Annotated in this window: 33 protein-coding genes and 1 tRNA gene; 20 read left to right on the forward strand and 14 right to left on the reverse strand. The window is 42.9% G+C overall.

Translation table 11 applies throughout. The annotated features are described in order from the left end of the window. The first annotated feature begins 46 nt into the window (after positions 1-46). Positions 47-601, forward strand: a complete 555-nt coding sequence (locus tag AC04MM_RS09670; RefSeq protein ID WP_475380148.1) for a DUF6580 family putative transport protein — start codon at positions 47-49, stop codon at positions 599-601. Here the strand turns inward: AC04MM_RS09670 and AC04MM_RS09675 are convergent. After that, complete coding sequence (locus AC04MM_RS09675; RefSeq protein WP_475380149.1) at positions 557-1675, reverse strand: ATP-grasp domain-containing protein; 1119 nt, start codon at positions 1673-1675, stop codon at positions 557-559. The two genes, AC04MM_RS09670 and AC04MM_RS09675, sit on opposite strands and share 45 nt — an antisense overlap. Before the next feature lie 11 nt (positions 1676-1686). On the opposite strand from AC04MM_RS09675, the gene AC04MM_RS09680 reads away from it, so the two are divergent. Both AC04MM_RS09680 and AC04MM_RS09685 read left to right on the forward strand, forming a co-directional pair. Then, positions 1687-2727, forward strand: a complete 1041-nt coding sequence (locus AC04MM_RS09680) for a tRNA-dihydrouridine synthase family protein (protein ID WP_475380150.1) — start codon at positions 1687-1689, stop codon at positions 2725-2727. Positions 2728-2738: 11 nt separating this feature from the next. Next, on the forward strand, positions 2739-3251 hold the full coding sequence (locus tag AC04MM_RS09685) for a GNAT family N-acetyltransferase (protein ID WP_475380151.1): 513 nt from the start codon (positions 2739-2741) through the stop codon (positions 3249-3251). On the opposite strand, the gene AC04MM_RS09690 is transcribed toward AC04MM_RS09685, so the two are convergent. Continuing rightward, a complete protein-coding gene (locus AC04MM_RS09690) occupies positions 3248-4819 on the reverse strand; it encodes a B12-binding domain-containing radical SAM protein (protein ID WP_475380152.1) in 1572 nt (523 codons plus the stop codon). The two genes, AC04MM_RS09685 and AC04MM_RS09690, sit on opposite strands and share 4 nt — an antisense overlap. Next, the gene (locus tag AC04MM_RS09695) at positions 4816-5283 is read right to left on the reverse strand and encodes a hypothetical protein (RefSeq protein WP_475380153.1); all 468 of its coding nucleotides are present in this window, start codon (positions 5281-5283) and stop codon (positions 4816-4818) included. The genes AC04MM_RS09690 and AC04MM_RS09695 overlap by 4 nt, the downstream gene beginning before the upstream one ends. Before the next feature lie 242 nt (positions 5284-5525). Here AC04MM_RS09695 and AC04MM_RS09700 point away from each other — a divergent pair, with 242 nt between their 5' ends. From AC04MM_RS09700 to AC04MM_RS09715, 4 genes are all read left to right on the forward strand, one after another. Then, positions 5526-5885, forward strand: a complete 360-nt coding sequence (locus tag AC04MM_RS09700; RefSeq protein ID WP_475380154.1) for an SWIB/MDM2 domain-containing protein — start codon at positions 5526-5528, stop codon at positions 5883-5885. Positions 5886-6074: 189 nt separating this feature from the next. Next, positions 6075-6851, forward strand: a complete 777-nt coding sequence (map, locus tag AC04MM_RS09705) for a type I methionyl aminopeptidase (protein ID WP_475380155.1) — start codon at positions 6075-6077, stop codon at positions 6849-6851. Positions 6852-7021: 170 nt separating this feature from the next. Next, positions 7022-8314 (forward strand): adenosylhomocysteinase, encoded by a 1293-nt coding sequence (gene ahcY / locus AC04MM_RS09710; RefSeq protein ID WP_475380302.1) that lies wholly within the window; start codon positions 7022-7024, stop codon positions 8312-8314. 29 nt (positions 8315-8343) lie between these two features. Continuing rightward, positions 8344-9129 carry a hypothetical protein gene (locus AC04MM_RS09715; protein WP_475380156.1) on the forward strand — a complete coding sequence of 262 codons (786 nt, stop codon included), beginning with the start codon at positions 8344-8346 and terminating at the stop codon, positions 9127-9129. An 81-nt stretch (positions 9130-9210) separates the two neighbouring features. Here the strand turns inward: AC04MM_RS09715 and orn are convergent, their stop codons facing one another. Then, positions 9211-9762, reverse strand: a complete 552-nt coding sequence (gene orn, locus AC04MM_RS09720) for an oligoribonuclease (RefSeq protein ID WP_475380157.1) — start codon at positions 9760-9762, stop codon at positions 9211-9213. Between the two features lie 2 nt (positions 9763-9764). Continuing rightward, the gene (locus tag AC04MM_RS09725; protein ID WP_475380158.1) at positions 9765-10103 is read right to left on the reverse strand and encodes a hypothetical protein; all 339 of its coding nucleotides are present in this window, start codon (positions 10101-10103) and stop codon (positions 9765-9767) included. Between the two features lie 181 nt (positions 10104-10284). On the opposite strand from AC04MM_RS09725, the gene AC04MM_RS09730 reads away from it, so the two are divergent. Beyond that, positions 10285-10361: transfer RNA gene (locus tag AC04MM_RS09730), tRNA-Asp, on the forward strand. A gap of 73 nt (positions 10362-10434) precedes the next feature. On the opposite strand, the gene AC04MM_RS09735 is transcribed toward AC04MM_RS09730, so the two are convergent. After that, on the reverse strand, positions 10435-11421 hold the full coding sequence (locus AC04MM_RS09735; RefSeq protein WP_475380159.1) for a MerR family transcriptional regulator: 987 nt from the start codon (positions 11419-11421) through the stop codon (positions 10435-10437). 117 nt (positions 11422-11538) lie between these two features. Between AC04MM_RS09735 and AC04MM_RS09740 the strand changes: the two genes are divergently transcribed. Continuing rightward, positions 11539-11916, forward strand: coding sequence for a VOC family protein (locus tag AC04MM_RS09740; protein WP_475380160.1), 378 nt, complete (start codon positions 11539-11541; stop codon positions 11914-11916). Positions 11917-12129: 213 nt separating this feature from the next. On the opposite strand, the gene AC04MM_RS09745 is transcribed toward AC04MM_RS09740, so the two are convergent. The 5 genes from AC04MM_RS09745 to AC04MM_RS09765 form a co-directional block, all read right to left on the reverse strand. After that, positions 12130-12552 (reverse strand): BLUF domain-containing protein, encoded by a 423-nt coding sequence (locus tag AC04MM_RS09745; protein WP_475380161.1) that lies wholly within the window; start codon positions 12550-12552, stop codon positions 12130-12132. A 255-nt stretch (positions 12553-12807) separates the two neighbouring features. Next, positions 12808-13737: an alpha/beta fold hydrolase gene (locus tag AC04MM_RS09750; RefSeq protein WP_475380162.1), complete on the reverse strand. Its 930-nt coding sequence runs from the start codon at positions 13735-13737 to the stop codon at positions 12808-12810. Positions 13738-13948: 211 nt separating this feature from the next. Continuing rightward, positions 13949-14179, reverse strand: coding sequence for an ATP-binding protein (locus AC04MM_RS09755; protein WP_475380303.1), 231 nt, complete (start codon positions 14177-14179; stop codon positions 13949-13951). Further along, the gene (locus AC04MM_RS09760) at positions 14140-14565 is read right to left on the reverse strand and encodes a sensor histidine kinase (RefSeq protein ID WP_475380163.1); all 426 of its coding nucleotides are present in this window, start codon (positions 14563-14565) and stop codon (positions 14140-14142) included. Before AC04MM_RS09760 ends, AC04MM_RS09755 begins: the two co-directional genes overlap by 40 nt. 131 nt (positions 14566-14696) lie before the next feature. Then, positions 14697-15011, reverse strand: a complete 315-nt coding sequence (locus tag AC04MM_RS09765) for a hypothetical protein (RefSeq protein ID WP_475380164.1) — start codon at positions 15009-15011, stop codon at positions 14697-14699. A 254-nt stretch (positions 15012-15265) separates the two neighbouring features. Between AC04MM_RS09765 and AC04MM_RS09770 the strand changes: the two genes are divergently transcribed. From AC04MM_RS09770 to AC04MM_RS09800, 7 genes are all read left to right on the forward strand, one after another. After that, positions 15266-15562: an RNA recognition motif domain-containing protein gene (locus AC04MM_RS09770; RefSeq protein ID WP_475380165.1), complete on the forward strand. Its 297-nt coding sequence runs from the start codon at positions 15266-15268 to the stop codon at positions 15560-15562. Next, entirely contained in the window at positions 15562-15789 is a 228-nt protein-coding gene (infA, locus tag AC04MM_RS09775; RefSeq protein ID WP_475380166.1) for a translation initiation factor IF-1, read from the forward strand. The genes AC04MM_RS09770 and infA overlap by 1 nt, the downstream gene beginning before the upstream one ends. Before the next feature lie 2 nt (positions 15790-15791). Then, positions 15792-16865, forward strand: a complete 1074-nt coding sequence (locus AC04MM_RS09780; protein WP_475380167.1) for a hypothetical protein — start codon at positions 15792-15794, stop codon at positions 16863-16865. 105 nt (positions 16866-16970) lie between these two features. Further along, on the forward strand, positions 16971-17369 hold the full coding sequence (locus tag AC04MM_RS09785) for an arsenate reductase/protein-tyrosine-phosphatase family protein (protein ID WP_475380168.1): 399 nt from the start codon (positions 16971-16973) through the stop codon (positions 17367-17369). A gap of 9 nt (positions 17370-17378) precedes the next feature. Further along, positions 17379-18536 (forward strand): chromate efflux transporter, encoded by a 1158-nt coding sequence (gene chrA, locus AC04MM_RS09790; protein WP_475380169.1) that lies wholly within the window; start codon positions 17379-17381, stop codon positions 18534-18536. Between the two features lie 56 nt (positions 18537-18592). After that, positions 18593-19075, forward strand: coding sequence for a hypothetical protein (locus AC04MM_RS09795; protein ID WP_475380170.1), 483 nt, complete (start codon positions 18593-18595; stop codon positions 19073-19075). Between the two features lie 131 nt (positions 19076-19206). Continuing rightward, complete coding sequence (locus AC04MM_RS09800; protein WP_475380171.1) at positions 19207-19590, forward strand: hypothetical protein; 384 nt, start codon at positions 19207-19209, stop codon at positions 19588-19590. A 3-nt stretch (positions 19591-19593) separates the two neighbouring features. Here the strand turns inward: AC04MM_RS09800 and AC04MM_RS09805 are convergent, their stop codons facing one another. After that, positions 19594-19980 carry a hypothetical protein gene (locus tag AC04MM_RS09805; RefSeq protein ID WP_475380172.1) on the reverse strand — a complete coding sequence of 129 codons (387 nt, stop codon included), beginning with the start codon at positions 19978-19980 and terminating at the stop codon, positions 19594-19596. Between the two features lie 160 nt (positions 19981-20140). On the opposite strand from AC04MM_RS09805, the gene AC04MM_RS09810 reads away from it, so the two are divergent. Then, on the forward strand, positions 20141-20995 hold the full coding sequence (locus AC04MM_RS09810) for a hypothetical protein (RefSeq protein ID WP_475380173.1): 855 nt from the start codon (positions 20141-20143) through the stop codon (positions 20993-20995). Here AC04MM_RS09810 and AC04MM_RS09815 read toward each other — a convergent pair. Continuing rightward, on the reverse strand, positions 20972-21505 hold the full coding sequence (locus AC04MM_RS09815; RefSeq protein ID WP_475380174.1) for a DOMON domain-containing protein: 534 nt from the start codon (positions 21503-21505) through the stop codon (positions 20972-20974). The genes AC04MM_RS09810 and AC04MM_RS09815 overlap by 24 nt on opposite strands. A 130-nt stretch (positions 21506-21635) precedes the next feature. On the opposite strand from AC04MM_RS09815, the gene AC04MM_RS09820 reads away from it, so the two are divergent. Together AC04MM_RS09820 and AC04MM_RS09825 are read left to right on the forward strand one after the other, a co-directional pair. Continuing rightward, positions 21636-22409: a S1 family peptidase gene (locus AC04MM_RS09820; protein WP_475380175.1), complete on the forward strand. Its 774-nt coding sequence runs from the start codon at positions 21636-21638 to the stop codon at positions 22407-22409. A 120-nt stretch (positions 22410-22529) separates the two neighbouring features. Further along, positions 22530-23096: a superoxide dismutase family protein gene (locus tag AC04MM_RS09825; RefSeq protein ID WP_475380176.1), complete on the forward strand. Its 567-nt coding sequence runs from the start codon at positions 22530-22532 to the stop codon at positions 23094-23096. On the opposite strand, the gene AC04MM_RS09830 is transcribed toward AC04MM_RS09825, so the two are convergent. Then, positions 23097-23990 carry a JmjC domain-containing protein gene (locus AC04MM_RS09830; RefSeq protein ID WP_475380177.1) on the reverse strand — a complete coding sequence of 298 codons (894 nt, stop codon included), beginning with the start codon at positions 23988-23990 and terminating at the stop codon, positions 23097-23099. Positions 23991-24075: 85 nt separating this feature from the next. On the opposite strand from AC04MM_RS09830, the gene AC04MM_RS09835 reads away from it, so the two are divergent. Beyond that, complete coding sequence (locus tag AC04MM_RS09835) at positions 24076-24498, forward strand: DUF3617 domain-containing protein (protein ID WP_475380178.1); 423 nt, start codon at positions 24076-24078, stop codon at positions 24496-24498.

Here is a 24498-nt window from a genome sequence, read left to right on the forward strand (position 1 = left end):
AAAGCCGATTGAAAAATCGGCTTTTTTTATGCTATACTCAGGGCTTATGAAAAAAATCACTGCTGAAAACTTTGCCTTTATCGTCTTATTAGTTATTGCCGCTGGCTCCCGCTTAATTGAGCACAGCTGGAACTTTACGGCAGTGTTGGCTGCAACTTACGTGTTTGCAATCCTTTTTAAAGATGCAAAGACCAAAGCAATCATGCTTCCGGTGCTGGCCATGTTAATGTCTGATTTATTTATCGGCTTAAATTCACCAAGCTTTTTTCACTCAACGATGGCTTTTGTTTATTTAGCTCTTGGCCTGGCGTTGTTGCCGTTTTTCTTGAACAAACAAGCATTAGATAAAATGTTTCCGCGTATGGCGGCGGTGTTAACCGGCAGTTCGATTTTCTTTTTAGTGTCGAACTTCGGTGTTTGGGTTATGGATGGTATGTACCCGATGACTGGTGCAGGTTTGGTTCAGTGTTATACAGCGGCGATCCCGTTTTTTCAGAACCAGCTAACTGCGGATGTCATCTTAACACCGCTATTATTGTTTGTAATGAAGCGCGTGCTAGCTCTTGATTTTTTTCAGGTCGTAGTCGGCCAACGCCATTAAATTTTTTAAGTTATTTCCGAAATAGTTAATATGACCTAATTTCTTTTTAGGTCTATTGGCTTTTTTGTCATACCAGTGAAGTTTACCCTGTAAGCCCACCTGAATTGCTGGTTTACCGTAGCCGGTGCCCACGATATTTTGCATTAAAAATGATTTTGTCGATTGCACTTCAAGCGGGAATGCATCGTTGGTCAGTGCGCGTAACTGCATTTCAAACTGGTCAAATGAAAACGCGTCCTGGGTGATATGGCCCGAGTTGTGTACGCGCGGGGTGATTTCGTTCACCAGTAATTTTGAGCCGACATCAAATAACTCAAACGTAATCAGACCCACATATTCGATATGGTTTAGCAGGGATGTGATTTTTTTGGTTACTTCATTTAAAGCCGGGTGGTGATCAGGCCCCCAGACGCGAAAGCACTGCTGGTTTTTCTGAATGCTGTTCATTAAGGGGTACATGAAAATATCGCCCTGTTGGTTACGGCAGACAATTAACGATTTTTCGCTCTTAAAGTGCACCAGTTTTTCGGCGATAAACTGGGTTTCCTGGTTTTTGTGGGTGCGTTTAAACAGTTCAAACTGCGCTTTGGATTTAATGATATAGGTGCCAAAGCCATCATGACCGCCAAGCCGTTTTTTCAACACCAGTTCGCCGTCAAAAACTTTGTACGCAGCTTCTAAATCATCTTTGCCGGTGATTTTAACAAAGTCGGCAGTCGGTATTTGATAATCCCAGAGCAGTTCTTTTTGCGGCCAGCGATCTTGTAAAATCGCCAAATGGTCAAGTTTCGGAACGCAACGGGTTTTTGTTTTACCTAATCCCTTGGCAATTACACGGGCCGGGATAAACTCGGTTTCAAAGGTGAGCGCATCGACTACCCGGGCAAGCTTTAAGATGTCGTCTTCATTAAAGATTTTACCCTTAATCCAGCGGTTGGCGTAACCGACAGCGGGATCGTCTTTATCTTCACATAACACCGTTACATGAAAGCCCATCTGACGTGCCCGTTGGGTCATCATCTGTGCCAATTGTCCGCCGCCTAAAATACCTATCTTTTTTCCGATAATCGCCATACATATTCATTATGCAGTTTAGTTTTCCGTTATGTCTAGCCCCAATGGTGGGATTATCCCACGTAGTCTTGCGAAAGATCGTGTACGATTATTTGCCGCAGGAAGAGCAGACTATTTGGCCAACCGAAATGTTGAACTCACGCCGAGTGCCGCAAGAAAAATTGGGGCATACTGCCGAGACGATTTTGTTTGAAGGCGAACGTAATCTGGTGCCGCAGATCTTAGGCAATGACAAAGAAATGATCCAGAAAACCATTCAGAAAATGATCAATGAATGGGGTGATATTAATACAGTTTCAGGAATCGATATTAATATGGGATGCCCCGTGCAAAAAGCCCTGCGCCATAATTACGGCGTGGCTTTAATGGGCGATCTTAATTATGCAGCCCAGGTTGTTGAATTTGCCGCAACCGCAAGTACCAAACCAGTTTCGGTAAAGTTACGCGCGGTCGGAAGTGATAAATCTATTCCCGAACTGATTCATTTTGTAAAAACCCTGCGTGATGCCGGTGCCCAGTGGATTACCCTGCATCCGCGCACCGCCGCCCAGAAACGCCGCGGGCAGGCTGACTGGAACCAGATCACCGAACTAAAAAAGGCACTCGATATCCCGATCATCGGTAACGGCGATATTCAGACCGTGGATGATGTGTTTGCCATGCTTGAGCAGACGGGCTGTGACTTGGTGATGTCGGGCCGTGGTTTAGCCGCACGCCCGTGGATGATGTGGCAGGTGGCCTACCGTAAAGGTTTAACCAGTGAAGTTCCTCCCGTTGGCGAATACGAAGAGGGTGCTGAGTACGGCAAGATGCTGCTTAAGTTTATTCACTTAAGTCGTTATTATTTCTGTGAAAAATTAGGTCATAAGCCTGATTATGCCTTTAGAAAAATCCAGTTTTTTGTGCGCACCACACATGTGTGGCTTGAGTGGGGGCACCCCTTGACGGCAGAAGTTAACCGTTCAAAAACTTTTGATGAAATGATCGAACGGGTCGAGAAATTCTTTGCACAGCCGCAACGGATGTTGCCTTATACTGAACTTCGCCAATAAGCTTTAAGCCTATGTCGTTGATCGTACGTGAGTTAACCGTAAATGATGAAGCCGCTTTTTTCAGTGGAATGAAGCACTGGTCTGAAGACGACCGGACTTGGTACACCTTTGCGTGGAAGCCCGGCATGTCTTATCAGGAAATGTTAACTCTATTAACCGATGAGCGGCTTGGTAAAAACCTTGCGCCCCAAAGGGTGCCGCACACGATGTTGTATGCTTTTTTAGAGGGGCAGATTATCGGCCGCGTAAGTATCCGCCACAGTTTAAATGATTTTCTCCTGAGAAGGGGCGGGCATATCGGCTACGCGGTTGCTGAAAGCTTTCGCGGGCGGGGGTATGCTACTCAGCTCATGAAGGCCGGAATGCATTATTGTAAAGATGTGCTTGGGTTGTCGCAAATCCTGGTCACTTGCGATGACCAGAACACCCCTTCATGGAAGATTATCGAAAAGTTTAATGCAAGCTTAGAGAATAAAATCGACGACGAAGGAAAAATCATCCGCCGCTACTGGGTAAAACTTTAAGACAGGTGAGCGATCTGGCGCGAGTTTAACGACGATGATTTTTTTGCCGACGAGCCAATGGCCGATTTTTCGTAAACGCCCCTAGCGATGGCCTGCGCTTTCATAAACGGCGGAATATCGCGCTTTTTAGCGCCGTCGCAGAAATCAGCCCTAATGATATCAAATGCCTTATCTGAGTCGTCCGTACGCATAAGCACATAATCATAGGCTTTCTCGGCCAGATTAATTAACGAGATAGAATGGGTTTCTGAGTATTTCTCTGAGAGGTAATCGACAAACTTCATAAAGTTCCAGAAGAAAGATCCCTCAAAGCCCTTAAGCCACGCCATAAACTGCGGGAAATCGCCACTGTTGGCGTATAAGTCCCAGAACTTGGCAAAGCGGTTCATCAGCTGCAGGGTTGAATAATTCATCGTCGAAGTCGATAAAATCTGAAACGGCGAAAAATCCTGATAGCGCATCTGAAAAGCGGCCTCATGGCGGATAATAGGTGTGCCTTTAAGACGTTTTAAAATGCCGACCTGGATTTCGTGCGGGCCCATCGCCGCCAAGCGGTCAAAGCCTTCGCCAAAGGATTCCAGTGTTTCGCCCGGAAGCCCTACGATCAGGTCTGCATGCGTATGCACATGGGTATTGCTGTTCAGGAAGTTAAAGTTTTCGGCCACTTTAAGCAGATCGTTCTTGCGCGAAACATTGATCGCCACTTGCGGGTTTAGGGTTTGGATGCCGACTTCAAACTGTAAGCTTCCGGCCGGGAAATCTTTGATTAAATCGCGGATCTCAATCGGCAAACGGTCAGGCACCATCTCAAAATGCAAGAATAAACCCTTATCAAGATGAGCTTTAAAGAAGTTTAAAATCTTTGTTGAAGTGGACGGGCTTAAATTAAAGGTGCGGTCGACAAACTTAAAACAACGGGCGCCGCGGTTGATGAGTATTTCCAGTTCGCTTAAGAAGTGATCGAGATTAAAGCTGCGCACGGATTTATCTAAAGAAGATAGGCAGTACTCACACTTATACGGGCAGCCACGCGAGGCTTCGACATAGATCACACGGTTGGCGATATCATTATCACTATATAGATAATACGGAAGTTTTAACTCCGGTAATGGTGGTAAAGCCCCGCGCACGATTTTCGGTTGGGTGTCGTTACCACTTAGGTGTTCACGGCAGAACTGCGGAAACAGTAGATCAGCTTCGCCACAGATTATATGATCAGCTAACGGATAAAGACGCTGGCCTTCGGTTTCATAAGAGACCTCAGGGCCGCCTAACACAAGCTCGATATCCGGCGCCACTTTCTTAAGAATTGAGCAAACTTCAAAGACTTCTTCGTTGTTCCAGATATAAACGCCAAAGCCCACAATCTTAGGGTTAAAGCTTAAGATCTTTTCAACGATGTTGCGTGGGTTTTCTTTGATCGTCCACTCAAGCATTTCGGTCTGTAGGGTAAGTTCGGCCATCTGAGCCAGAATATAGCGTAACCCAAACGAGCTATGCTGATAGGTTGAGTTCAGGGTGCATAACAGGATATCTTTTTGAATTGTCGGGCTCAGGGCTTGGCTCATGTGGCCTTTGTTTTAACGAATCCCTCTAAGATATCATAGCATTTTTTGATTTCTAAAAAACTTTCATGGCAGCCGCCGCTGTCCGGGTGGTTTTTCAACGCGGCAAGTTTATAAGCTTTTTTTAACTGTAGTTGGTTAAAGCCTTCGGGCAGTAGGCGGTGAGCGGTAAGGATAGGAAGTTCTAAGGCATAGAACAAAGTTTCATAGGCTTTAAACTGCACATCGGTCATCCCTTGTGATTTTAATTTAAAATCCTTAGCGGTAAGGGTTTGGCCCGTGTAGTTTTGTCTGCGGGAATAGGATGAAACCGAGTGATATTGCACTCTTACAGGTGCTACTTCACCTAGGAGGCTAGAGAGAAAAGCCGGCTCTAAAGTGCCGGAAACCTCAGGGGAAAACGTGTCTTCCGACTCGTTTTCAGAGGTGATTTTCTCCAGAATTTCGGCAAAAGAAACGTCTCTCATAGAGACGTTATCGGGATAAATTCCCCGATTCCCGAGTAGAGAAAATGCTTTCTCCGACTGAAAATAATGAAAAAAAAGTGAAACTAGTTGTTTTTTTCTCTCGACAAAGGGTTTTTTCTAGACTTATGCTTAGGAACATCGACTTTGATATTAAGACGTAAAGCTCGAGTGAATGAGTCACAAAAGCTTTAAGTCATGATTTAAAAACAATGCCTTAACAATACCTTACGGAGGGATATAACATGGCAAAGAAAACAGCGAAAAAAGCTACAAAAAAAGCAGCTCCTAAAAAAGCTACAGCAAAAAAAGCTCCTGCGAAAAAAGCAGCTCCTAAAAAAGCAGCTTCTAAACGTAAACCAAACGCAGCTTTCATGAAAGCTTTAACTCCATCTTCTACTTTAGCAGCTATCGTAGGTGCTTCTGCATTACCTCGCACTGAAGTTGTTAAAAAATTATGGGCTTACATCAAAAAGAACGGCTTACAAGATTCAAAAAATCGCCGTAACATCAACGCTGACGAGAAACTTAAACCGATCTTCGGAAAAAACACAGTTTCTATGTTCGAAATGACTAAACTTGTTTCTAAACACTTAAAAGGTTAATTAGACCGACAAGTTAAGCATCTTAAGGCTGTAAAAGCTAAGAGCAAACAGGGTCAACCGCAGGGTTGGCCCTTTTTTTTGGCCTGTGGGGGCAGCTTAGGCTCAAATTGGAACTCTCACTGCGGCAACCCGGGGGCAAAATTTTCAAGCCCTTTGCCTATTTTCTCTCGGGGGAGTATAATTTTGCCCATGTCCAAATCTTCTCGTACTCCGGTTCCTATGACTCCGGCGGAAATTGAAAAAATGCGTATCGTCTGCAAAATGGCAGCGAAAGTTCTTAATTATACCGCAGGCAAAGTAAAACCCGGAATCACGACCCTCGAATTAGATAAGATAGCTCACGACTACACTGAAAAACTGGGCGGCACTTCGGCCTGTGTCGGCTACTACGGTTATCCGTTTGCGACCTGTATTTCGGTTAACGAAGTGGTGTGCCACGGAACTCCTTCGGATTACGTGATTAAAGAAGGGGATATTTTAAATATCGACGTCACGGTTAAAAAAGACGGCTTCTTTGGCGATACGTCTAAAACCGTCATGGTGGGCAAGGTTTCTAAAGAGGCTGCAGATCTTGTCGATGCGGCTTACAATGCCATGATGGTCGGTATTGAAGCGATTAAGCCCAACGGTTACACTGGTGACATCGGTTTTGAAACCAACAAGTACGTGCAACGCCGCGGATACTCGACAGTTAAAGAAATCGGCGGCCACGGTATCGGTAAGACGTTTCATATGGACCCGTTTGTCCCGGCCTTCGGTAAACGCGGTAAGGGCGAAAAAATCATCCCGTGGACTTGTTTTACGGTTGAGCCTATGGTGAATGAAGGTGTTGAGGATTTTGATGAGTACTCGATTCCGAATTCGGATATTAAGTACTACATTACTTCTGATAAAAAGTTATCAGCCCAGTTTGAACACACCGTGCTGATTACTGATACCGGTTACGAAATTTTAACGATTGAATAATTAAACCCATAAAAAGGAAAGAACCAATGCGCACACAAGCAACTTCTGTAAAAAACAAAACTGCCGCTCAAAAAGCAATCGCTGCAGCTGCCGCTAAAAACAAAACTCAAGCAAAAGGTAAAACCCCTAAAAAAACTGCGGGTCCAGATTACCGTGTTTGCAAAGAGGCGATGGAAAATCCAAAAGTGTTCGCAGAACTTGCTCGCTGGGGCCGCGAAGAAATTAAAATTGCTGAAAAAGAAATGCCAGGCTTGATGGCGTTAAGAAAAGAATTCGGAAAATCACAACCGTTAAAAGGTGCAAAAATCGCTGGCTGCTTACACATGACAATTCAAACAGCGGTGTTGATCGAAACCTTAACTCACTTAGGTGCTGAGGTTCGCTGGTCTTCGTGCAATATCTTTTCGACACAAGACCAGGCAGCCGTTGCCATTGCAGCGGCTGGTGTTCCGGTTTTTGCTTGGAAAGGTGAGACTGAAGCTGAATTTAACTGGTGTATCGAGCAAACTATCGAAGGATGGGGTAATGATGGTTACAACATGATCTTAGATGATGGTGGTGACTTAACAAACATGATGCACGAACCACGTTACGCGCATATGTTAAAAAAGATCATCGGTCTTTCTGAAGAAACAACGACCGGCGTTCATAATTTAGAAGTCATGCTTAAAAATAAAAAATTAAAAGTTCCGGCGATCAACGTAAATGACTCGGTAACGAAATCAAAATTCGACAACTTATACGGTTGCCGTGAATCTTTAACAGACGCCTTAAAACGCGCAACTGATGTGATGATGGCGGGTAAAGTTGCTGTTGTTGCTGGTTACGGCGATGTAGGTAAAGGTTCTGCATTTTCAATGCGTGGCCTGGGTGCGCGCGTGTTAGTTACTGAAGTTGACCCTATCTGTGCTTTACAGGCGGCGATGGAAGGTTTTCAGGTCGTTACGATGGAAGAAGCGGCTCCGATCGCTGATATTTTCGTAACAGCTACCGGCTGCTGCGATATCATCACTGAAAAACACTTTAACAAGATGAAAGACAACGCGATCGTTTGTAACATCGGTCACTTCGATATCGAAATCGATATGGCTTGGTTAAACAAAAACTCTAAGATCCGTGAAATCAAACCTCAAGTTGATGTTCATACACTTAAAAACGGTAACGAGATCGTGGTATTAGCTAAAGGCCGCTTAGTAAACCTAGGCTGCGCGACAGGACATCCGTCATTTGTAATGTCTAACTCATTTACTAACCAAGTATTGGCGCAAATCGAGTTATTCACGAACCGTGCAAAGTACAAAGAAGTGGCGATTTACCGTTTACCTAAACACTTAGATGAAAAAGTGGCGGCTCTTCACTTGGGTCAAATCGGTGTGAAGCTTTCTAAACTTACAGCGAAGCAAGCTAAATACTTACATTTAGACGAACAAGGACCATTTAAGCCGGAACACTACCGTTACTAGGAGTGTTCCCTCAGGCGAGAGGGATATTTATGATCGCTCAGATTTTCGTAGCCTTAGCAATTATGCCTTTAAGCGCACTGGTTTTCGGTGCGCTCTTTTTTCATAATAAAAATAAACTGATTCACATTCCGTCGTTTTTAGCTTTCGGGCTTTTAACGATGTACGTCGATATGCACTACTTCTACCGTGCATACGAAGTAACACTTGCAAACGGGCAGTGGGGGCCGGCGGCCGGCACAATGGGGCTGTTTTCGGTGTTAACTTCGCTGAACTCATTTGCGTTTGCCTTATTAGGTGCTGCGGTTTATTCACTGTTCAGTAAGTTTACCAAAAAGCAAGATACCTATGGGGCTATGTCATACACTAAAATCCTGGCCTGCTTTGTTTTGGCGGCCTCGACGGCGATCTACATGATCACTGACCACCACAAACAATCGGCAAGCCAGAAGATTATCGCCAAAGCATCGGGTCAATTAACACCGGAGCTTGCGAGTGAGTTGATTCAAATCGGGCAGGGGGCGAAAGATAAAACAATGATTCAGACGCTATTGATGAACCCGACTTGTCCAGAGGCGGTGTTAAAAGATTTCGCGCAAAAAGAAGAAGTGGTTTACCGTGCGACGGTGTTAAAAAACCCGAACGTGCCGCAGGAAATCGTCAATCAGCTGGCGACAGATAAAAACGAAGTCGTTCGTTACCATGTCGTGATCAATAAAAAAGTGACACTCGAGCTACTTGAACAGTTGGCGCAAGATCCGGCAAAAGACGTACGTAATAAGGCGCAGTCTGAGCTGGAGAACCGAAAAACTAATTAGGCTAAAACATAAAGAAATAATAAAAATAAAAAAAGGCTGTGCAAACACAGCCTTTTTTATTTGTCTTTTTAGATTAAATTCTTACTTATCCGTTTTGATCTGATCTAAGTAGTAACGTAATTCGCCGATGCTTTCGCGGATGTCGCCCAATGCACGGTGGGCATTTTGTTTACGGTACACTTTATCAAATTTGTTGTTAAAGATAATTTTCCAAGAGCTTACGTCTAACATACGGTAGTGCAGGCGCTCGGCAATTTTCGGAAAATACTTATCGACAAACAAACGGTCCTGAGTAATTGAGTTTCCGGCCATGATCGGCTTAAATTTTTTATCTTCTCGCCATTGCGGAAAATGACGGTCGATCATTGAAGTAATGTGAAATTCAACCGCATCTGGCTCCATACCGTTAGGTACAGCGGCCGTTAAACCCGATGCCCCGTGGTGTTCGGTATTCCAGGCATCCATTGCATCCAGGTACTTTTGCGGCTGTTTAACCACGGTCTCAAAAGACTCTAGTTCTTTAAAATCTAAGTCGGTGATGATGCAGGCGCATTCGATGACAACTTCTTTGTTAACATCAAGGCCGGTCATCTCCATGTCTAGCCATAAAAGCTTGGTGATTTTATCCAACATGATTATTTCTTTTCAGTTTTAGTTTCTTTGGGAAACTGAACTTTGTAATCACCGGCTGACTGAACCGCAGTCGTAATCGCTGCTTGGTCTAAAGTTTTACCTTCTTTTAGGCGAACCGAGATTTTGCCGAGTTGTTTTTTGCCATCAACTACAGTTACACCGCACGTCTCAAAGCTTTCAGCTAATTTTGTGTCAGCGCATACCGTTTTGCTGATCATTTTAGTGCAGGCAGCGCAGTGTACACCTTCAACCATTAAGTCTGTGGTCGCATCTGATTTTGCCGCTGTCGCAAGCGCCATTGTCGCAGTCAAAGAAATTAGAGTAAAAATTAGCTTTTTCATTGGGGTCTCCTCAGTAATTTTTATGAAAAATCCATTATGAACTAAAGTCAGCCCTCTGGGAAACGGGAAATTCTCCCCAAGGCATCAATATATTGCTATTTTATTACGCAGGCCAGAAAAAACAGTTTACTTTAAACCGCGTTTCCCAATATATTAACTCCACTACGAATTAATACTTAACGGAGTTGTAGTTAAGTTGGTTATAACGTCCGCCTGTCACGCGGAAGGCCGCGGGTTCGAGTCCCGTCAACTCCGCCATTTTTCTTCTTAAATAATTTCACATAATTACTGATCATTTTTGGCGTTTGTCTCAACGGGGCTAGAACTTTTTTTATAATTTTAAGTCTTCTTTGTTTAATCCAACAGTCATAACTGCGGCTAAAGAAGATAGTAGCGCGACCTCATCATTGAAAGTCATAATTTTTTTCAAACTTAACTGCACAGGTTCGGGTTTTAAATTAAATCCAAAAATTTCAAGTTCTTCGCCATCGCCGATCACACCACCAATTTTTTTAATTTGTGGTAGTAATGCTTTATTCTTTGAAAAATAAAAGATACGTCCTTTTTTAATGTCTGATTGGCCAGCCAGTTCAACGGCTGATCTGTCGTCAGCGTTAATGATAGTGTTCACATGAGGCCCGATATGTGAAAATAAATTTAAGTAATTTTTCTGGTTTTGGTCTGAATGTTCGCCAAGATTATTTACGACAATAACATCGGGTTCAAGTTTTTGAATTTGTTTTGAGCTTAGCTCTTCTTCTTTAATTATAAGAATAAATGGCTTACTTTCGGGAATTGTGAATCCTTCCTTCCAATTGTGAATTGGAATATCTTGTCCAGCATTTTTAAAATGCGATTGGATATATTTTGCTGTTTTTTGGTGACCGTTGTACCCAGTCACAGCGATAAATACTTGTCCGTATAAACTCATGATTGCTCTCCTTTGTTGAGCCTTAAGTGGCTCTGATTTTTTATTTAAGGAGATCAGAATTTCTTTAATTTGATTTTTTTGTGAATTTAGCTTTTCAACCTGAGAAGAAATTAAAATGAGTCGATTCCGCATAGATTCAGCGATTTGATCACTGCTCAGCTGAATGTCGATTTGTAGTAACGATTTAATCTCTGTAAGGGTAAAGCCTAGTTTTTTGAAATCATTCAGTCGTAAAGCTAATTCAACCTGATTGTCATGATAATAGCGGTAACCATTTTCACCACGAGCATGGGATTTGATAAGCTGCATTTTTTCGTAAAGTCGCAGTGCCTTGGCAGACATTCCAACTTTTTTAGAAAATTGACCTATGGTATTCCAATTCTTCATTCTGACCTCGAAAGTAGGATGGAGGTTGCCCTTGGGGCAAGGTCAAAAGGATTTAATTACGAATACAAGCCGATTTTATGAGCACCTATTGCGGCAATAGGTGCTAAACTCGTCCCATTGGGTCCGCCATTTTTCTTCTTAAATAATTTCAAATACTTAGATACGATTTTTTGGGTGACCCTCAACAGGTCTCGAATTTTTTATTTCGGGGGGCAAACAGTTCTAAGTCATATTGCTTTGTTAGTTTCTTCTGTAGAAAAGTCGGCTCAGTTTTTGTCAACCCAAGGAATTAAATGTGGTGATGCAGAAGTGTTTGAGTCGGAAGGAACAAAAGAAATTTATGTTGGTAATTATCACGATCAAAGCGGACTGTTACTTTTGCTAGAGCCAATCGGTGATGGTCCGTATAACAAAGCTATGAACAAACGAGGCCCATCTTTGCACCACATCGCTATTGATGTCTTAGATATACGGGAATTCTTAACTGAAGCCTAAAAAGTTGGTTAGCAGCTTCATCCAATAAGTAATTCAAAAACTGCATGATTATTTATTAAAGTTTACCGCTTATAGAAGTTCATGAGCGAAAAATTTTGTCTGATGAACCTGTTAAAATACCCGAAATACAATTCCCATCTCAATTTAAAGAGCAGGTTGCTCTTTATTGGGTTTTGGGCAATAGAGTATCTTATAAAGATGAATTAAACTTAGTTATGCGACGTGAAATCTAAATCTATGAAAAAGCTCAACAATCTTAGTCGTTTGATGCATCTTCTTTATATTGAATAACCCAACCGTTTGCTCAATTAAGTCTGGGTCAAATGGTGAAGTGTCAACTAACGCCATTGACCAATTCGGAAAAAGTCTCTCACTCGCCGATGCTGAATGAATCAAGGTCACTGAAGAGTGTCTTTTGTCATCACGAATTTTTTTGAATGTGGCTGCGACATTGAACATTTCACCTTCTAATATTTGTAGAAAAAATCCGTCACGGTAAATAAGCATCCCCGTAATATTATTTTCCTTATTATGTCTTGCCGCTCTATCAACAATCTTTCTAACTTCGTCCTCAGACATAAAATTTTGAGATCGACTAAAATAAACCAATTGATGAATTTCATTAGTTTCTAACATTCGGCACCTGTCCAATCTGAAAATTGTTCTAGGGGATTTAGCTATATATCTTCTAATGTAACCGAACTTTGCTTGCTGTCGCTATTTTTAATCAATTATTAATATTCAGTCTCGGAACGAGACTGATTTGTTTTTAAACATTAAGATTCAGGTATTTCAATAGGGATTTCGCATAGTGCCCTCCCCGAAACGCTTAAACCTAAACAACGAACGGGGAGGTGGGGAAATTAAAACAATAATATGCTTTCGATAACGCTAGTCTTCTTCAGAAAATTCAATAATGGCTTTTGCGACTGCTTCAGGTTGTTCTCTTTGCACAGATGAGCCACAATCGTCGATTTCGATGTAGTCAAAATCAGGACGCAGTTTTTTAAATAGATATGCAGTTGATAATTCGTTATCTGCAAAGGCTTCGTAATTACGGCCAAAAATATTCAACACTGGTATGAAGACACCCTCTGCAGATTCTACAAAGGGGCGGTAAAGTTGGCCGCCGACAAAGCTGATTGATAAATACTTCTGAGAAAAATTGTTTCTAAGTGCACGGTAATCATCCAAAAGTTTATCATTAACTAGTTCGTCATTGTAAAATGCAAATGGTAGAAAATATTTTAAAGAATTGTCTTGCAACAGGTTTTGGTAAAACACATCACTTGCAGTCTCGTCGTTGTAAAGCCGATCGTAAAGTTTTTGCTCGCGATCTGAAGGTGGTTCATTTAGCGATGTGACACCTGTTGGGCTAAGAAGCACAAGACGTCGTACTAAATCTGGTCTTTTACTTGCAACCTTCAATGCAGAAGCAGACAGAAGGGATTCACCTACTACTGTGGTTCTTTTTTGAATAATCTCAGTTATGAATGTTTCAATAAACAGATCAAAGTCTTCGATTTTGTAGCTGCGTTTTGGCTTCGAGCTTTCGCCAGCCCCCGGTAAATCAACAATGTATACGGCTCTTCCGGCCTTGTCTAAAAGTGGTAACAGCTCTCGAAAAGTACGATGGCTTGCTCCGCCATAAACGCCGTGCACGAGCAATATAGGCAGACCTTTTGTGCCTTCGACAGGTTTACGCACACGAATGTCGCCGAATTCAGATAAGGTAACGGTTTGATTAAGTAAAGAGTTTGAAGTCGCATCAGATGCGTAAGCCAGTAGTGGAGCCAATAGCATCAATAAAAGTAGTTTCATATTTTCTCCTTTAATACGGTTAGAAGACTACTCATACTGAATAATAAATTAAAGATCAAAAATAGTTCATGCATATATGAACTATTTTTGCATTGAGCCAGTTCTAGCAATTCAAAACAAACAAAAGCGGGTTTAAGTGTTTTTCTGTTCTCAATGAATGTTGGCTTTCTTTAGGCTAAAGAAGAATGTTGATCCTTGATCGATTGCAGACTCAACCCAAATGTTGCCTCCATGTAGTTCCAGATCCACTATGTTTTCCGCTAAGTTTTTTATACATAGTAAAAATTTCTTCTTTATATTTTGGATCAATACCGATGCCATTATCTTTAAGAGCAATGATAAAATTATCATCTTTTTCTTCATTAGAAATTTTAATGTGTGGAGGATTTGTACTTTTAAATTTTATCGAATTGGCGATAAATTTTGAAATGGTTCTGTTAATAAATCTTTGTCGCCCATAACCACGGGCAAACGGGCAGCCTCAATCGATGCCGAATTTGTCTTTATCGCGTCAGCTAAATTCATTTTAGTAAAATCTAAAATTTCGCTTAAATCTATGAGCTCAAGTTCTTTCTGATGTGTGGAAAGTTTAGCAAAAGATAATAAACTATCTATCAAGCTGCGCATTCTGGCCGATGCCCCTAGGCAGAGTTCAATGTATTGGACCTCATCTTTATTAGACCCATCTTTTAAAAGATTAAGAAAACCTGTAATCGTAGCTAGGGGTGATTTTAAATCATGGGCTGCAATCGCAGCAAAATGTTCAAGGGCTTGATTGCTTTGCTGAGTTTTAAGCAGAGCCTCTTCGACAGCATTTTTTTGAGTCATAGTAAACTCTGTGGCTGCCTGTGAAATTGATTCATCTAATATCCTATCGATTATGAATCTAACATCGTAGCCCAAAAGATATTCGTTTTGCAGTGAGCTGTTCAAGACTTCGCGCAGAATACTAAATTCTTTCAGGAGCTCAGGTAAAAGTACCCTGAAAAGCTGGCGCGATGCATGCCATGGTCTTTTGACATACCTGTCTCTTCTGATGGATTATAAATATAATAACCTTGCTCGACATATTTTGCTAATTCTTCTAAAAATTTATCTAATGAATTGATCAATGATTTAGATGTTTGTTGATTAGAATCTAAAATGTTTTCTCGAACTTGATCTACCCATTTTTCTTTGATCAACGCATGGTTGCGTCGGATATGTTCTGCTGCTTTTGCAAACTGTTCGGCTGATGTTTTGTCTTTGGCTGATTCGAGGTTGTTTACCAACATAAAAACTCCTTAACCTTATTGTTTTGCTCAATTTAGATTTACTGCAATAGAGGCGCCGCTGATGCGTGTTGTTCTATGGGGCTTTTCGGCTCAGATGCGCCGTAAACGATCTGAAATCGATTATAAAATAAATTATAAAAAATTAGGTAATTTGGCAAAAGTAGCTTACAGTAAAGACTCCACAGGTCACTTTCGATCAATCAGCATTCGGCTTTTTCTTCTTTAGCGACAATTAAGTTTCATAAGGAGAAAATATGAACAATAAATTATACGTTGGAAATCTATCATTTAACATGGACGAGCAAACATTGACTGAGCTATTCACAGCGTTTGGTTCTGTGCAAGCTATGCGAATCATTACAGATCGCGAATCAGGCCGTAGCAAAGGTTTTGCTTTTGTTGAAATGAGCACTGATGCTGAAGCTGAAAAAGCAATTGCATCATTAAATGGTTCTGAGCAAATGCAAAGAGCGATGACAGTGACCATTGCAAAACCGATGGAGCCGCGCCAATCGAATAATCGTGGTTTTAATAAAGGTAGCCGTTATTAATGGCTAAAGATGATTTATTAACCATTAAAGGTAAAATTCATGACTTGTCAGGTGGTGGCGTATATCACATCACCCTTGATAATGGTGTAAAAGTGCAAGGCCGCCTTTGTGGTAAAATGAAAAAATTTAACATCAAAGTCGTTGTCGGTGACTCTGTTGATGTCGGGTTGTCTCCGTACGACCCAACTCACGGTCTTATCACGCATCGACATAAGAATATTCGGTAATAGTGCGAAACCACCAACAGCTGTTTATTCAGTTACTGACTGATAAGAAATTGCCTGAAGGCAATCAAGAATTTCAGACAGAGTTACATGAAATCACAGCTGTTGAGTTGGCAAATTACTATGTCAAAATTGTTTTTCTGAGTACTGCTCTTAAATTTATTCAAGAGCAGTACTGGATAGCAAATAAAGACCGGTCAGAAGATCTGCATTTTGGCCAATTCGTAAAAAAGTTTTTTAAATCTGAGTTAAGCCCAATCTTATTCTTACATTCATATTTAGAGCAGTTAACCGTGCAAGAAATTGAAGATCTGCGCTTGCGGTCGTTAAGCTTGCAGCCGCTTTTAGTTGATTACATTAAGTCGACACAGACTGATATAAAGCTACTTCTATCCAATGCCTTGCGTTTGATTTCTGATTATTATGAATTCGAATATCAACTGCACATGAAAAAAAATGACGAAGGCTCGCATTTGGGTTTTTCGTTGTACCGAACATTTGATGTTCTCGACGAGTTGTTTAATTTAGATTTTAAACCTGAAAGAAAAAAAGAACTTGCGCCAAGCAATGAACGCCTTTTTTTCGGAAGCGGCGTCGCCGCTCAGTCAAGCTACATGACAATTTTGATGTTTTTAAAATATATCAAAATTAACTCGAAATCGAGTTTCGTTGATTTAGGATCCGGTTTTGGCCGTGTCGGAATGGTCGTAGGACTTTTGCGGCCGGATATTTCATTTAAGGGATACGAGTTTGTTGAAGATCGAGTCGCGATGGCTAATGCTTCTAGTGAGTACCTGCAAATCGATCTGAATGCCAATTTCTTTCACCAGGACTTATCAGCTGCAGATTTTAAGATTCCAGAGGCGGATGTTTATTATTTATATGATCCGTTTAATGCCGATACCTATACCCATGTTTTAGAACAGCTGAATGTTATAGGTAAACATCGAAAAATCACCGTGATTACCAAGGGAGATGCTCGTCAGCATTTCTTAAGTTTAACACAGCGGGGACAATGGTTACCCCCTCAGATCTTCGAATACGCAGATTTTTGTGTATTTCGTTCTTACGGAAAATAAGAAATTCATTCGACGCTTAAGTTTTATGCCTTTGTTCTAAGCCCAGGCTGTCAAATCCGTATTTTTTTCTTAATTTAATTCAAAAAATTAGTTTTAATAAGCGTCATGAAAAAAGTCATCTTTGCCTGTGTGCACAGTGCGGGTCGCTCGCAAATGTCAGCGGCATTTTTTAGAAAGTATGCAGATCCAGCAATTGTTACGGCGATCGCTGCCGGTACTGAACCTGCGGCCAGTGTGCATCCCGAGGTCGTGCACGTGATGGACGAAGTCGGGATAGATTTATCGAAGGCCAAACCTGTATTGCTGACTGAAGCATTGGCGCAAGAAGCCAGTTTACTGGTGACGATGGGGTGCGGAGAAAAGTGCCCTTATGTGCCAGGGCTTCGGCTTGTGGACTGGGCGCTTAAAGATCCCAAAGGGCAGGGGTTAGACAGTGTTAGAAGCATACGTGATGAAATTGAGGGCCTTGTTTTGCAGCTGATCAAAGCAAATGGCTGGGGCTAATCACTGTTCATGGTTCAGATATTTCTTACTTTTTTTAAACTGGGACTTACTTCCTTCGGCGGGCCGATCGCCCATATCGGTTTTTTTCATAACGAATTTGTTACCAGAAAAAAATGGCTGAACGAGCACGAGTACGCCGATTTAGTGGCTTTGTGTCAGTTTTTGCCCGGGCCAGCCAGTAGTCAGGTCGGCATGGCTATTGGTTATTACCGTGGTGGAATCTTAGGATCTGTCTTGGCCTGGTTGGCGTTTACGTTGCCATCGGCTTTGTTGTTAATTTTGTTTGCCTTAAGCATGACCTCGCTGGCCGGTGTATTGGGAAGTGATTGGCTGCACGGCTTAAAGATCGCAGCCGTTGCAGTTGTTGCCCAGGCAGTTTTTGAAATGGCCAAGAAATTCTGTGCGCGTACAAAGACTGCGTTAATCGCTTTCTTGTCAGCCTTAATCTGTCTGTACAGTCAAAATTTATGGGTGCAGATGGCTTTGATTTTTTTGGGCGCTCTTTTGGGTGTTCTGTTCTTACAGCCTGCTGGATCAGTGCCGCATCAGCCGCGGTCAAGCAAAGCTGATTACCGATTGAGTTCGACATTTTTAGTTTTGTTTTTTGTTGTTCTGCTTGGGCTTGCGATAGTAGCGCCAAGCTTTGTTTCATATGAATTACAGCTGGCCAATATCTTTTACCGGGCAGGGGCGTTGGTTTTTGGTGGTGGTCATGTTGTGCTGCCATTGCTGCAAACTTCATTAGTTGATACGGGCTTGATAACCAAAGAGGCCTTTGTCGCAGGTTACGGCGCGGCTCAGGCTGTGCCAGGTCCGTTATTTTCGTTGTCGGCTTATTTGGGTTATATGTGTGCACAGTGGAAGGGGGCAGCTGTTTCCTTATGCATGATCTTTTTACCATCGTTTTTTCTGGTCATCGGCATTTTGCCTTACTGGGAAAAAATCCGCTCGCACCGGCAAATGAAGACAGCTTTAGTAGGAATAAATGCCGTCGTGGTCGGTCTGCTGCTCGCTGCGCTTTATAATCCCGTCTGGACAGCGGCCATTTTCAGTTGGAAAGACTTTGTGTTGGCCTTGCTTGCGTTTGCACTTTTGGCTTTTAAAAAGGTGCCAAGTTATCTTATTGTAATCGCTTTAGCCGTGATAACGGCGATGCCTTTTTATTAAGCTATTGTAATAATATTGCTTACTAAATCCAATCAGATTCAGTTACGATTTTTTTGATGTTAAAACAGACTATTCGTTTTCTTTTATCCAGAATTGCAGAAGTTATTACTGTTGGGTTTCCGTTTTGTGGCTTTAAGATTTTAAGCGGCATTGTGATTCAGTCGCATGCAAACTCGGTTGTCAGCGGGGTCGGGTTCGTGCTCTTGGCTCTTGGCGCGGTGGATCTGCTGGTTAATCTGATCAATTTTGCAGCCTTAGTGTTCCTGCGCCGCCGATTACTAGAGACCTGCACGTTTGCGCTTATCCTTAAGCTGATCAGCAAAAACGCCTCACCAAACGGGCTGAATTTTCAGGACCTCGGCAACTCCGTAGATGTGCTCCTGTCGTTCGTATTGGTTGCCGTGATGATCGCCTTTGGCAAGCTTGCTTTGTTAAGCCCCCACGAGCTCTTTATCTGGAACCTGTGTGTGATCTTTAATGTCCTAGGCGCCGGTTTGAGCCGTTTCGGTCAGTCAATCAAGGCGCATCTGGGAGCATAGACTTTGCTCTCTGAGGGGCTGTTATTTTTTACAAAATGGCCATAGGCATTTGCGCAATTCCTTGATTGTAAGCTCAACTGGCTGCTATCTACTCGAGTATGCAAAGTTCAGTGTTCGCCTTTACATCTTTTATGGTTCTATCTAGTACAGCCTATGCCGGTAACTGCACCGCCCAGAATTTAGTTGGCGAATGGACAAGGCAAACTGAATTAGCGGCAGCACCCGATGCTAAATGCGGGGTAGCCCGTGAAGTAGAAAAAACGGTGTACAATTTTGTCTATAAGAACGGAAAAGTCTTAGGCAGTGGTTCGCGTGCGACCGCTAAAACTTTTCAGAAGAATTCGCCCTGTGCACCAAAAATTAGAACTTCTAAGTACCCGTATGTAGAGTTGTTCGCCAACGGCACCTTAAGCATCGTTTCTGAAAACGGGGCGCAGGCGATTTCGGAATGTCATGTGACTTCTGATCGTTCAAATCTCAAGATCGGTATTCATCTTTATCATAGAACGAAGTAAGTATTATTTCAGCGTTACTAAAAATAACGAAACCAGCGTGGTGCCGAAATACGTAAACATATTCGCCGAACCCTGAAAATCGTAAGTGATTCTTAAGCCAAATAGTAACAAGCCAAATAAAAACAGTGAGCCGATTAGTGCAAACGGTAAAAATGCAAAATTAAATGCCGAGGCGACAAAGGCAAAAGTTAAAAGAGCTTCTGCGGATGCGATCAACCAATAGCCGACCGAGGCCTTGCCCGGAAGTTTGTGGATGATCGTGTTTTCAAACTGTTTGCTAAACCAATCCGGAGTCGATAGGGTTTTCCATTTATCCAGAGCCGCAGTTCCGAATAATAACGTATAAATAAAAATGATTGCGTAGTTCAGTACGGTTTGAAATTCAAGCATGGGGTTTCCTTTGTTGCTGTTAGGATAATCTGATTCGTATTTTTTTGGCGAACATCTACACGGCGCACCAACAAGTCAGAGCGTGGTGTTTAAAAGTTTGACGAAAACCGTAAAACAAAAATCACCGTTTATCAGAAGCCGGTGTTATGATTAAAAGACTATGCTGCAAGAAACATGGATCACGTTTCCGCGACAGATTGTGCAAAGAATCAATGGACTGCTGGATCAGGCACGGCCTACGCAGCTTAAGGCCTTTCATCTTTATAAAATGTGTAAAACCGAAGAGCTCTGGGATAAATCATTTTCGGAATTTTCGTATCTATTAGACTGTTACTATCAGACCCATCCCGCCGAACGCAGTAAAAGCCAGTTCGATCAGTTTTTAAACCGCCCGATGGATTGGCGCAGTTATGAATCCGTGAGTTTAAATTTTTATACCGCTGATATCGGCTATACTGAAGTTCGTAATGTGGCCAGTTGGGCGCATCATATGCTGCGTTTGCATTACAAGCGCAGTGCCGAGTTTGCAAGTATTGATACCTTAACGAAGACTATCTTTGATCTGACCCACCCAGGCTATGGCGGTAAAGAACAAAACATCGATTTTGAAGATTTTTGTAATGCCTGGAAAGCTGCGGCCGATAAACTCTTCGGTAAAAAGTTTGAGGCCGAACACCAGGCGGTGATTGCAGAACTTCGCCAGTTAAATCACAAAATGGAAACTGCAGCCCTCGAAGGTCCGCGCCGGAGTATGCTGGACCGGATCTATTTAACCCAGACTGAAATCACCTGGGTCGAGCGCGTGCTTGAAGCGGTGACCAAACAATTAAAAATGCCAAAGTACCCGTTATCAAAAGGGCCGGATAAAACCCGACTGCTCGATCTACTAAAATGGCTCACACTCTGGGAAATCTCTAAAGACGTGCCGGCACCGGCAGTGCAGGCCAAGGTGATACGCCTGCGCGATCATATCCAGAATGACTGCGAAGAATTACTGGCGACCTGCAGACGGTAGTGGCATAAAACTATCAATGTGATGGAAATCAGGCTCGCTTCCTGTGTGCTTATGCGCTAGGTAATGGATCAAGCCGGATTTTTCTTTTAACACGGCGGTTAGGCTTACTTCGTATTTTTTCTGGGCGAAAAAGCCAGCAAGCATAATTTCTAAATTAGTTCCGTCCCAGGAAAAACTCTCGAGCGTATAATCATGACTGGCCGTGGGCGGTTGCGGATTACGGTAGCTGCTAAATACATACTGGTTCCAGGCAGGTAACAGCGAGAAATTAAATTCATGGTAGGATGTTTTTCCGACAGGACGTAAAAACAGTTCAAAACAGGTGTCATTCCACAGACCATCTACGCGCGCAATAGCCTCAGGATCTGCAGTAAAGGCCTGCGGAAGCGCGAGCAGGTTTTTCGGATCAAGAAGTTTGTAAGTTAATTTTAGCTTTGCGCCTATAAGTACAGCACTGCCGGTAAGGTCAAAATCAGTCGTCACATTGTTAAAAGAAATTAAAGCCTGCACCAGACTATGCTAATGGGTATTTTACCCCGTGGACAAGACGAAAAAGATAAAAAATGCATAAAAGCAAAATTGCTGCTGGAATTCCTTAAACCTTTACGCTATCACAGCTAGCAACTTTGAGGGGGTTGTGGTGTTTTCTAAGTTTGTATCTGCTGCAGCAGTTTTATTTTCAGTATTAGTTTTAAACTCTTGTTCGCCAGCGCAGAATTTTTCTCAAAAGTTTATCGCACCTGAACCAGTGGCCATCGTGAACGGTAAACCGGTATTAGCCTCTGACTTGTACGCGCGTCATACGGTTGCGGTTATGCCTGAAGGAGCTACGCCTTGCACCGGTGTGATCATTGCCCCGCATTTTATTTTATCGGCCGGGCACTGTGCAAAGTACTTTGCCGAGGGAAATATTTATTTCGGCCTAGTGGCTAAGAAAGACAAAGCTGTGGTGTACAAAGTTAAAAACGTAACTCCACACCCTAGATATTGTGATTCTTGTTTTTTCGCTGATACGGAGCCAGCAGATTTTAAAGATTATGCGATTGTCGAATTTGCGGAAGAATTACCTGCGGGCTTTGCGCCGGTTAAATTTGCTACGCACAATCAAATTAAAAAAGGCACGATCATGCACCTGGCTGGTTATGGCTTGGATGAAAACCGTAAAGTTGATTTCGTCATGAAAAAGACACAGGTGCCGGTGATAGCGGTCGGTGACTTTGAGTTTATGACCGACGAAACAAAATCAGGATCTTGTCAGGGAGATTCAGGCGGTCCGGCCTTTATCATGGTCGATGGCAAAATTTATCTGGCCGGCATCACCAGTCGTGGCGATGCGCTTTGTCGCGGGCATGGCTTATACGGCATCGCTTCGGTAGAAGCTGAGTGGCTTAAGTCGGTCGTGCTGAAGCAATAATTTTTGTAAATTACGCAATAAGTTAGATTTTATTTGCGTGAAAAATCCGATCCTTTCTTGCGCCTGTGGTTAAAAGATTTCACAATGTTTAAAACCACAAGAACTAAGAGAGGATTTTTCATGTTCAAACAATTAGGTTTATTAGCCAGTGCGGTGATGATTGCCGGCTGTGCCAGTTACAAAAAAGCAGAAACCCCTGCTCATCATTCTACACAAGCTACCCCAGTGCATGACGAAGCGGCGCATGCGGCAGTCAAATCAGCGACAACTAAAATGATCGCCAGACAAGGCTTAAAACTTAAAGGTCAAATCGGGCTTGAGCAGAAAGAAAGCGGCGTAAAACTTGTCGTCAGTTTTTCCGGCGTAGCCCCGGGGGCGCACGGCTTTCATATTCATGAAAAAGGTGATTGCTCAGCAGCGGATTTTACCAGTGCCGGTGGTCACTTTAATCCCAAAGGGCACAGCCATGGCGCTTTAAATGCACCAAACAGCCATGCCGGTGATCTTGGTAATTTAGATGTGCCTAAAAGCGGAAAAGTAAAAAAAGAAATCATGCTTGAGGGTGCGCATTTACACGACTTTATCGGTAAATCGGTGATCTTACATGAAAATGCTGATGACTACACGACACAACCAACCGGCAATGCCGGCGGCCGTATCGCTTGTGGTATTATCGAAGTTAAATAATTACTCAGTTGTATCTAAAATATCGCTGCCTTGCCAGTGCGGAATATCATTGGTTAGGCCTGCGAGCAGACTATCAAGGTAGGCTTCGGCTTCATCACGGCGTTCTGGATCGCTCACGCCGTGAGCTGTGGCGCGCCACTCTGGCGAAAGCGCAAGGCGGCTGCGTAAAGCTGTGATGAATAAATCAATATAGGTCGGTGCCGTGAAGGTAAAATTTAAAGCCATCGCTTCGCTTTGGGCTTCGGTTGAATGCCAGTAACCACGCGGAACAACTAATAACGAACCGGGTTTTAATTCAATGGTTTGCGCATTGGCAGGCATTACTTTAGGCAGATCATCTTCCAGATAACTATCTAACTCAGGATCAGGCTCACAACCCATGGTGTGACGGGTGAGTGGGTTGAGCACATGTTCGTTTGGCGCAAGCTTCCAGATTTTAGTGCCCTTGATCTGTAAGACAAAATTAATATTCTGATCAAAATGCGGGGCTGTGCCTTTGCCATCAGGAGTTGCGTAAATAAGGCAACGTGCATAGGTCTGGGTTGATAGGCCGAGATCGGCCCGGATTTTTTCTAACCAGTCCAGTAAAAGCGGGGAGATGCGCTGGGCTTCGTTAAAAAGTAAGCCCATGCCGTTTGCGAATAATTTTTTTGCATCCTGGGCATTGGTATCAACTGAACTTGCTTCATCACGCAGATCCGGCAGGTGTGCCTGAATTTTATAAGGCCAGCAAGTCAACAGCCGCTCAAGTGAGTTGACAAACTCGAGGGTGCGCAGTTCTTGTAAGGCGGCCTGCGGATGATGGACAACAAATGGTTTGTTTTGTTCAAACTGAGGTAAAAAGTCTGAAATCGCTGTCGGGTAAATAAGTGCGGCTAGGCCTGGTTTTGTCATAGACGCATAATGCGGTAAGTGCCTTTGTTTTGTCACCGGTTAACTCTGAGGTAGAATTCCTTTCAGGCTGTGTTAGGCTTAATCCATGAAATTTGTATTTATTATCACGCTGTTAGTCGGAGTAAACGTAAACGCGCAGTCGTTCGAGCCGGGGCTGTGGAAGTCAAAAGAGTTGCTTAATATCGCGGGCATTCCATTGCCTTCGAGCAGCGACGAAGAGTGTATTGATAAAACCCAGGCTAAGGATGCCAAAGCCACCATCGCAAAAGAACTTAAGCGCAAAGGCTGTTCGTTGGATAAGTGGTCGGTCGTTAAAAATGTTCTTGATGCCAAGATGACCTGTAAAAACAAAGACCTTGATGCCAGAGGTGAATTGCGTGGACCGTTTACGAAAACCAAGTATGACTTGACCGGCGAAGCGTACGGCACGTACAAGGGGGCAATCCCTGCGGTGGCAGAACTTAAACTAAGTGGTGAATGGGTTAAAGCCCATTGTAAGAAAAAGTAA

Source organism: Bdellovibrio sp. SBM16 (assembly GCF_056175625.1).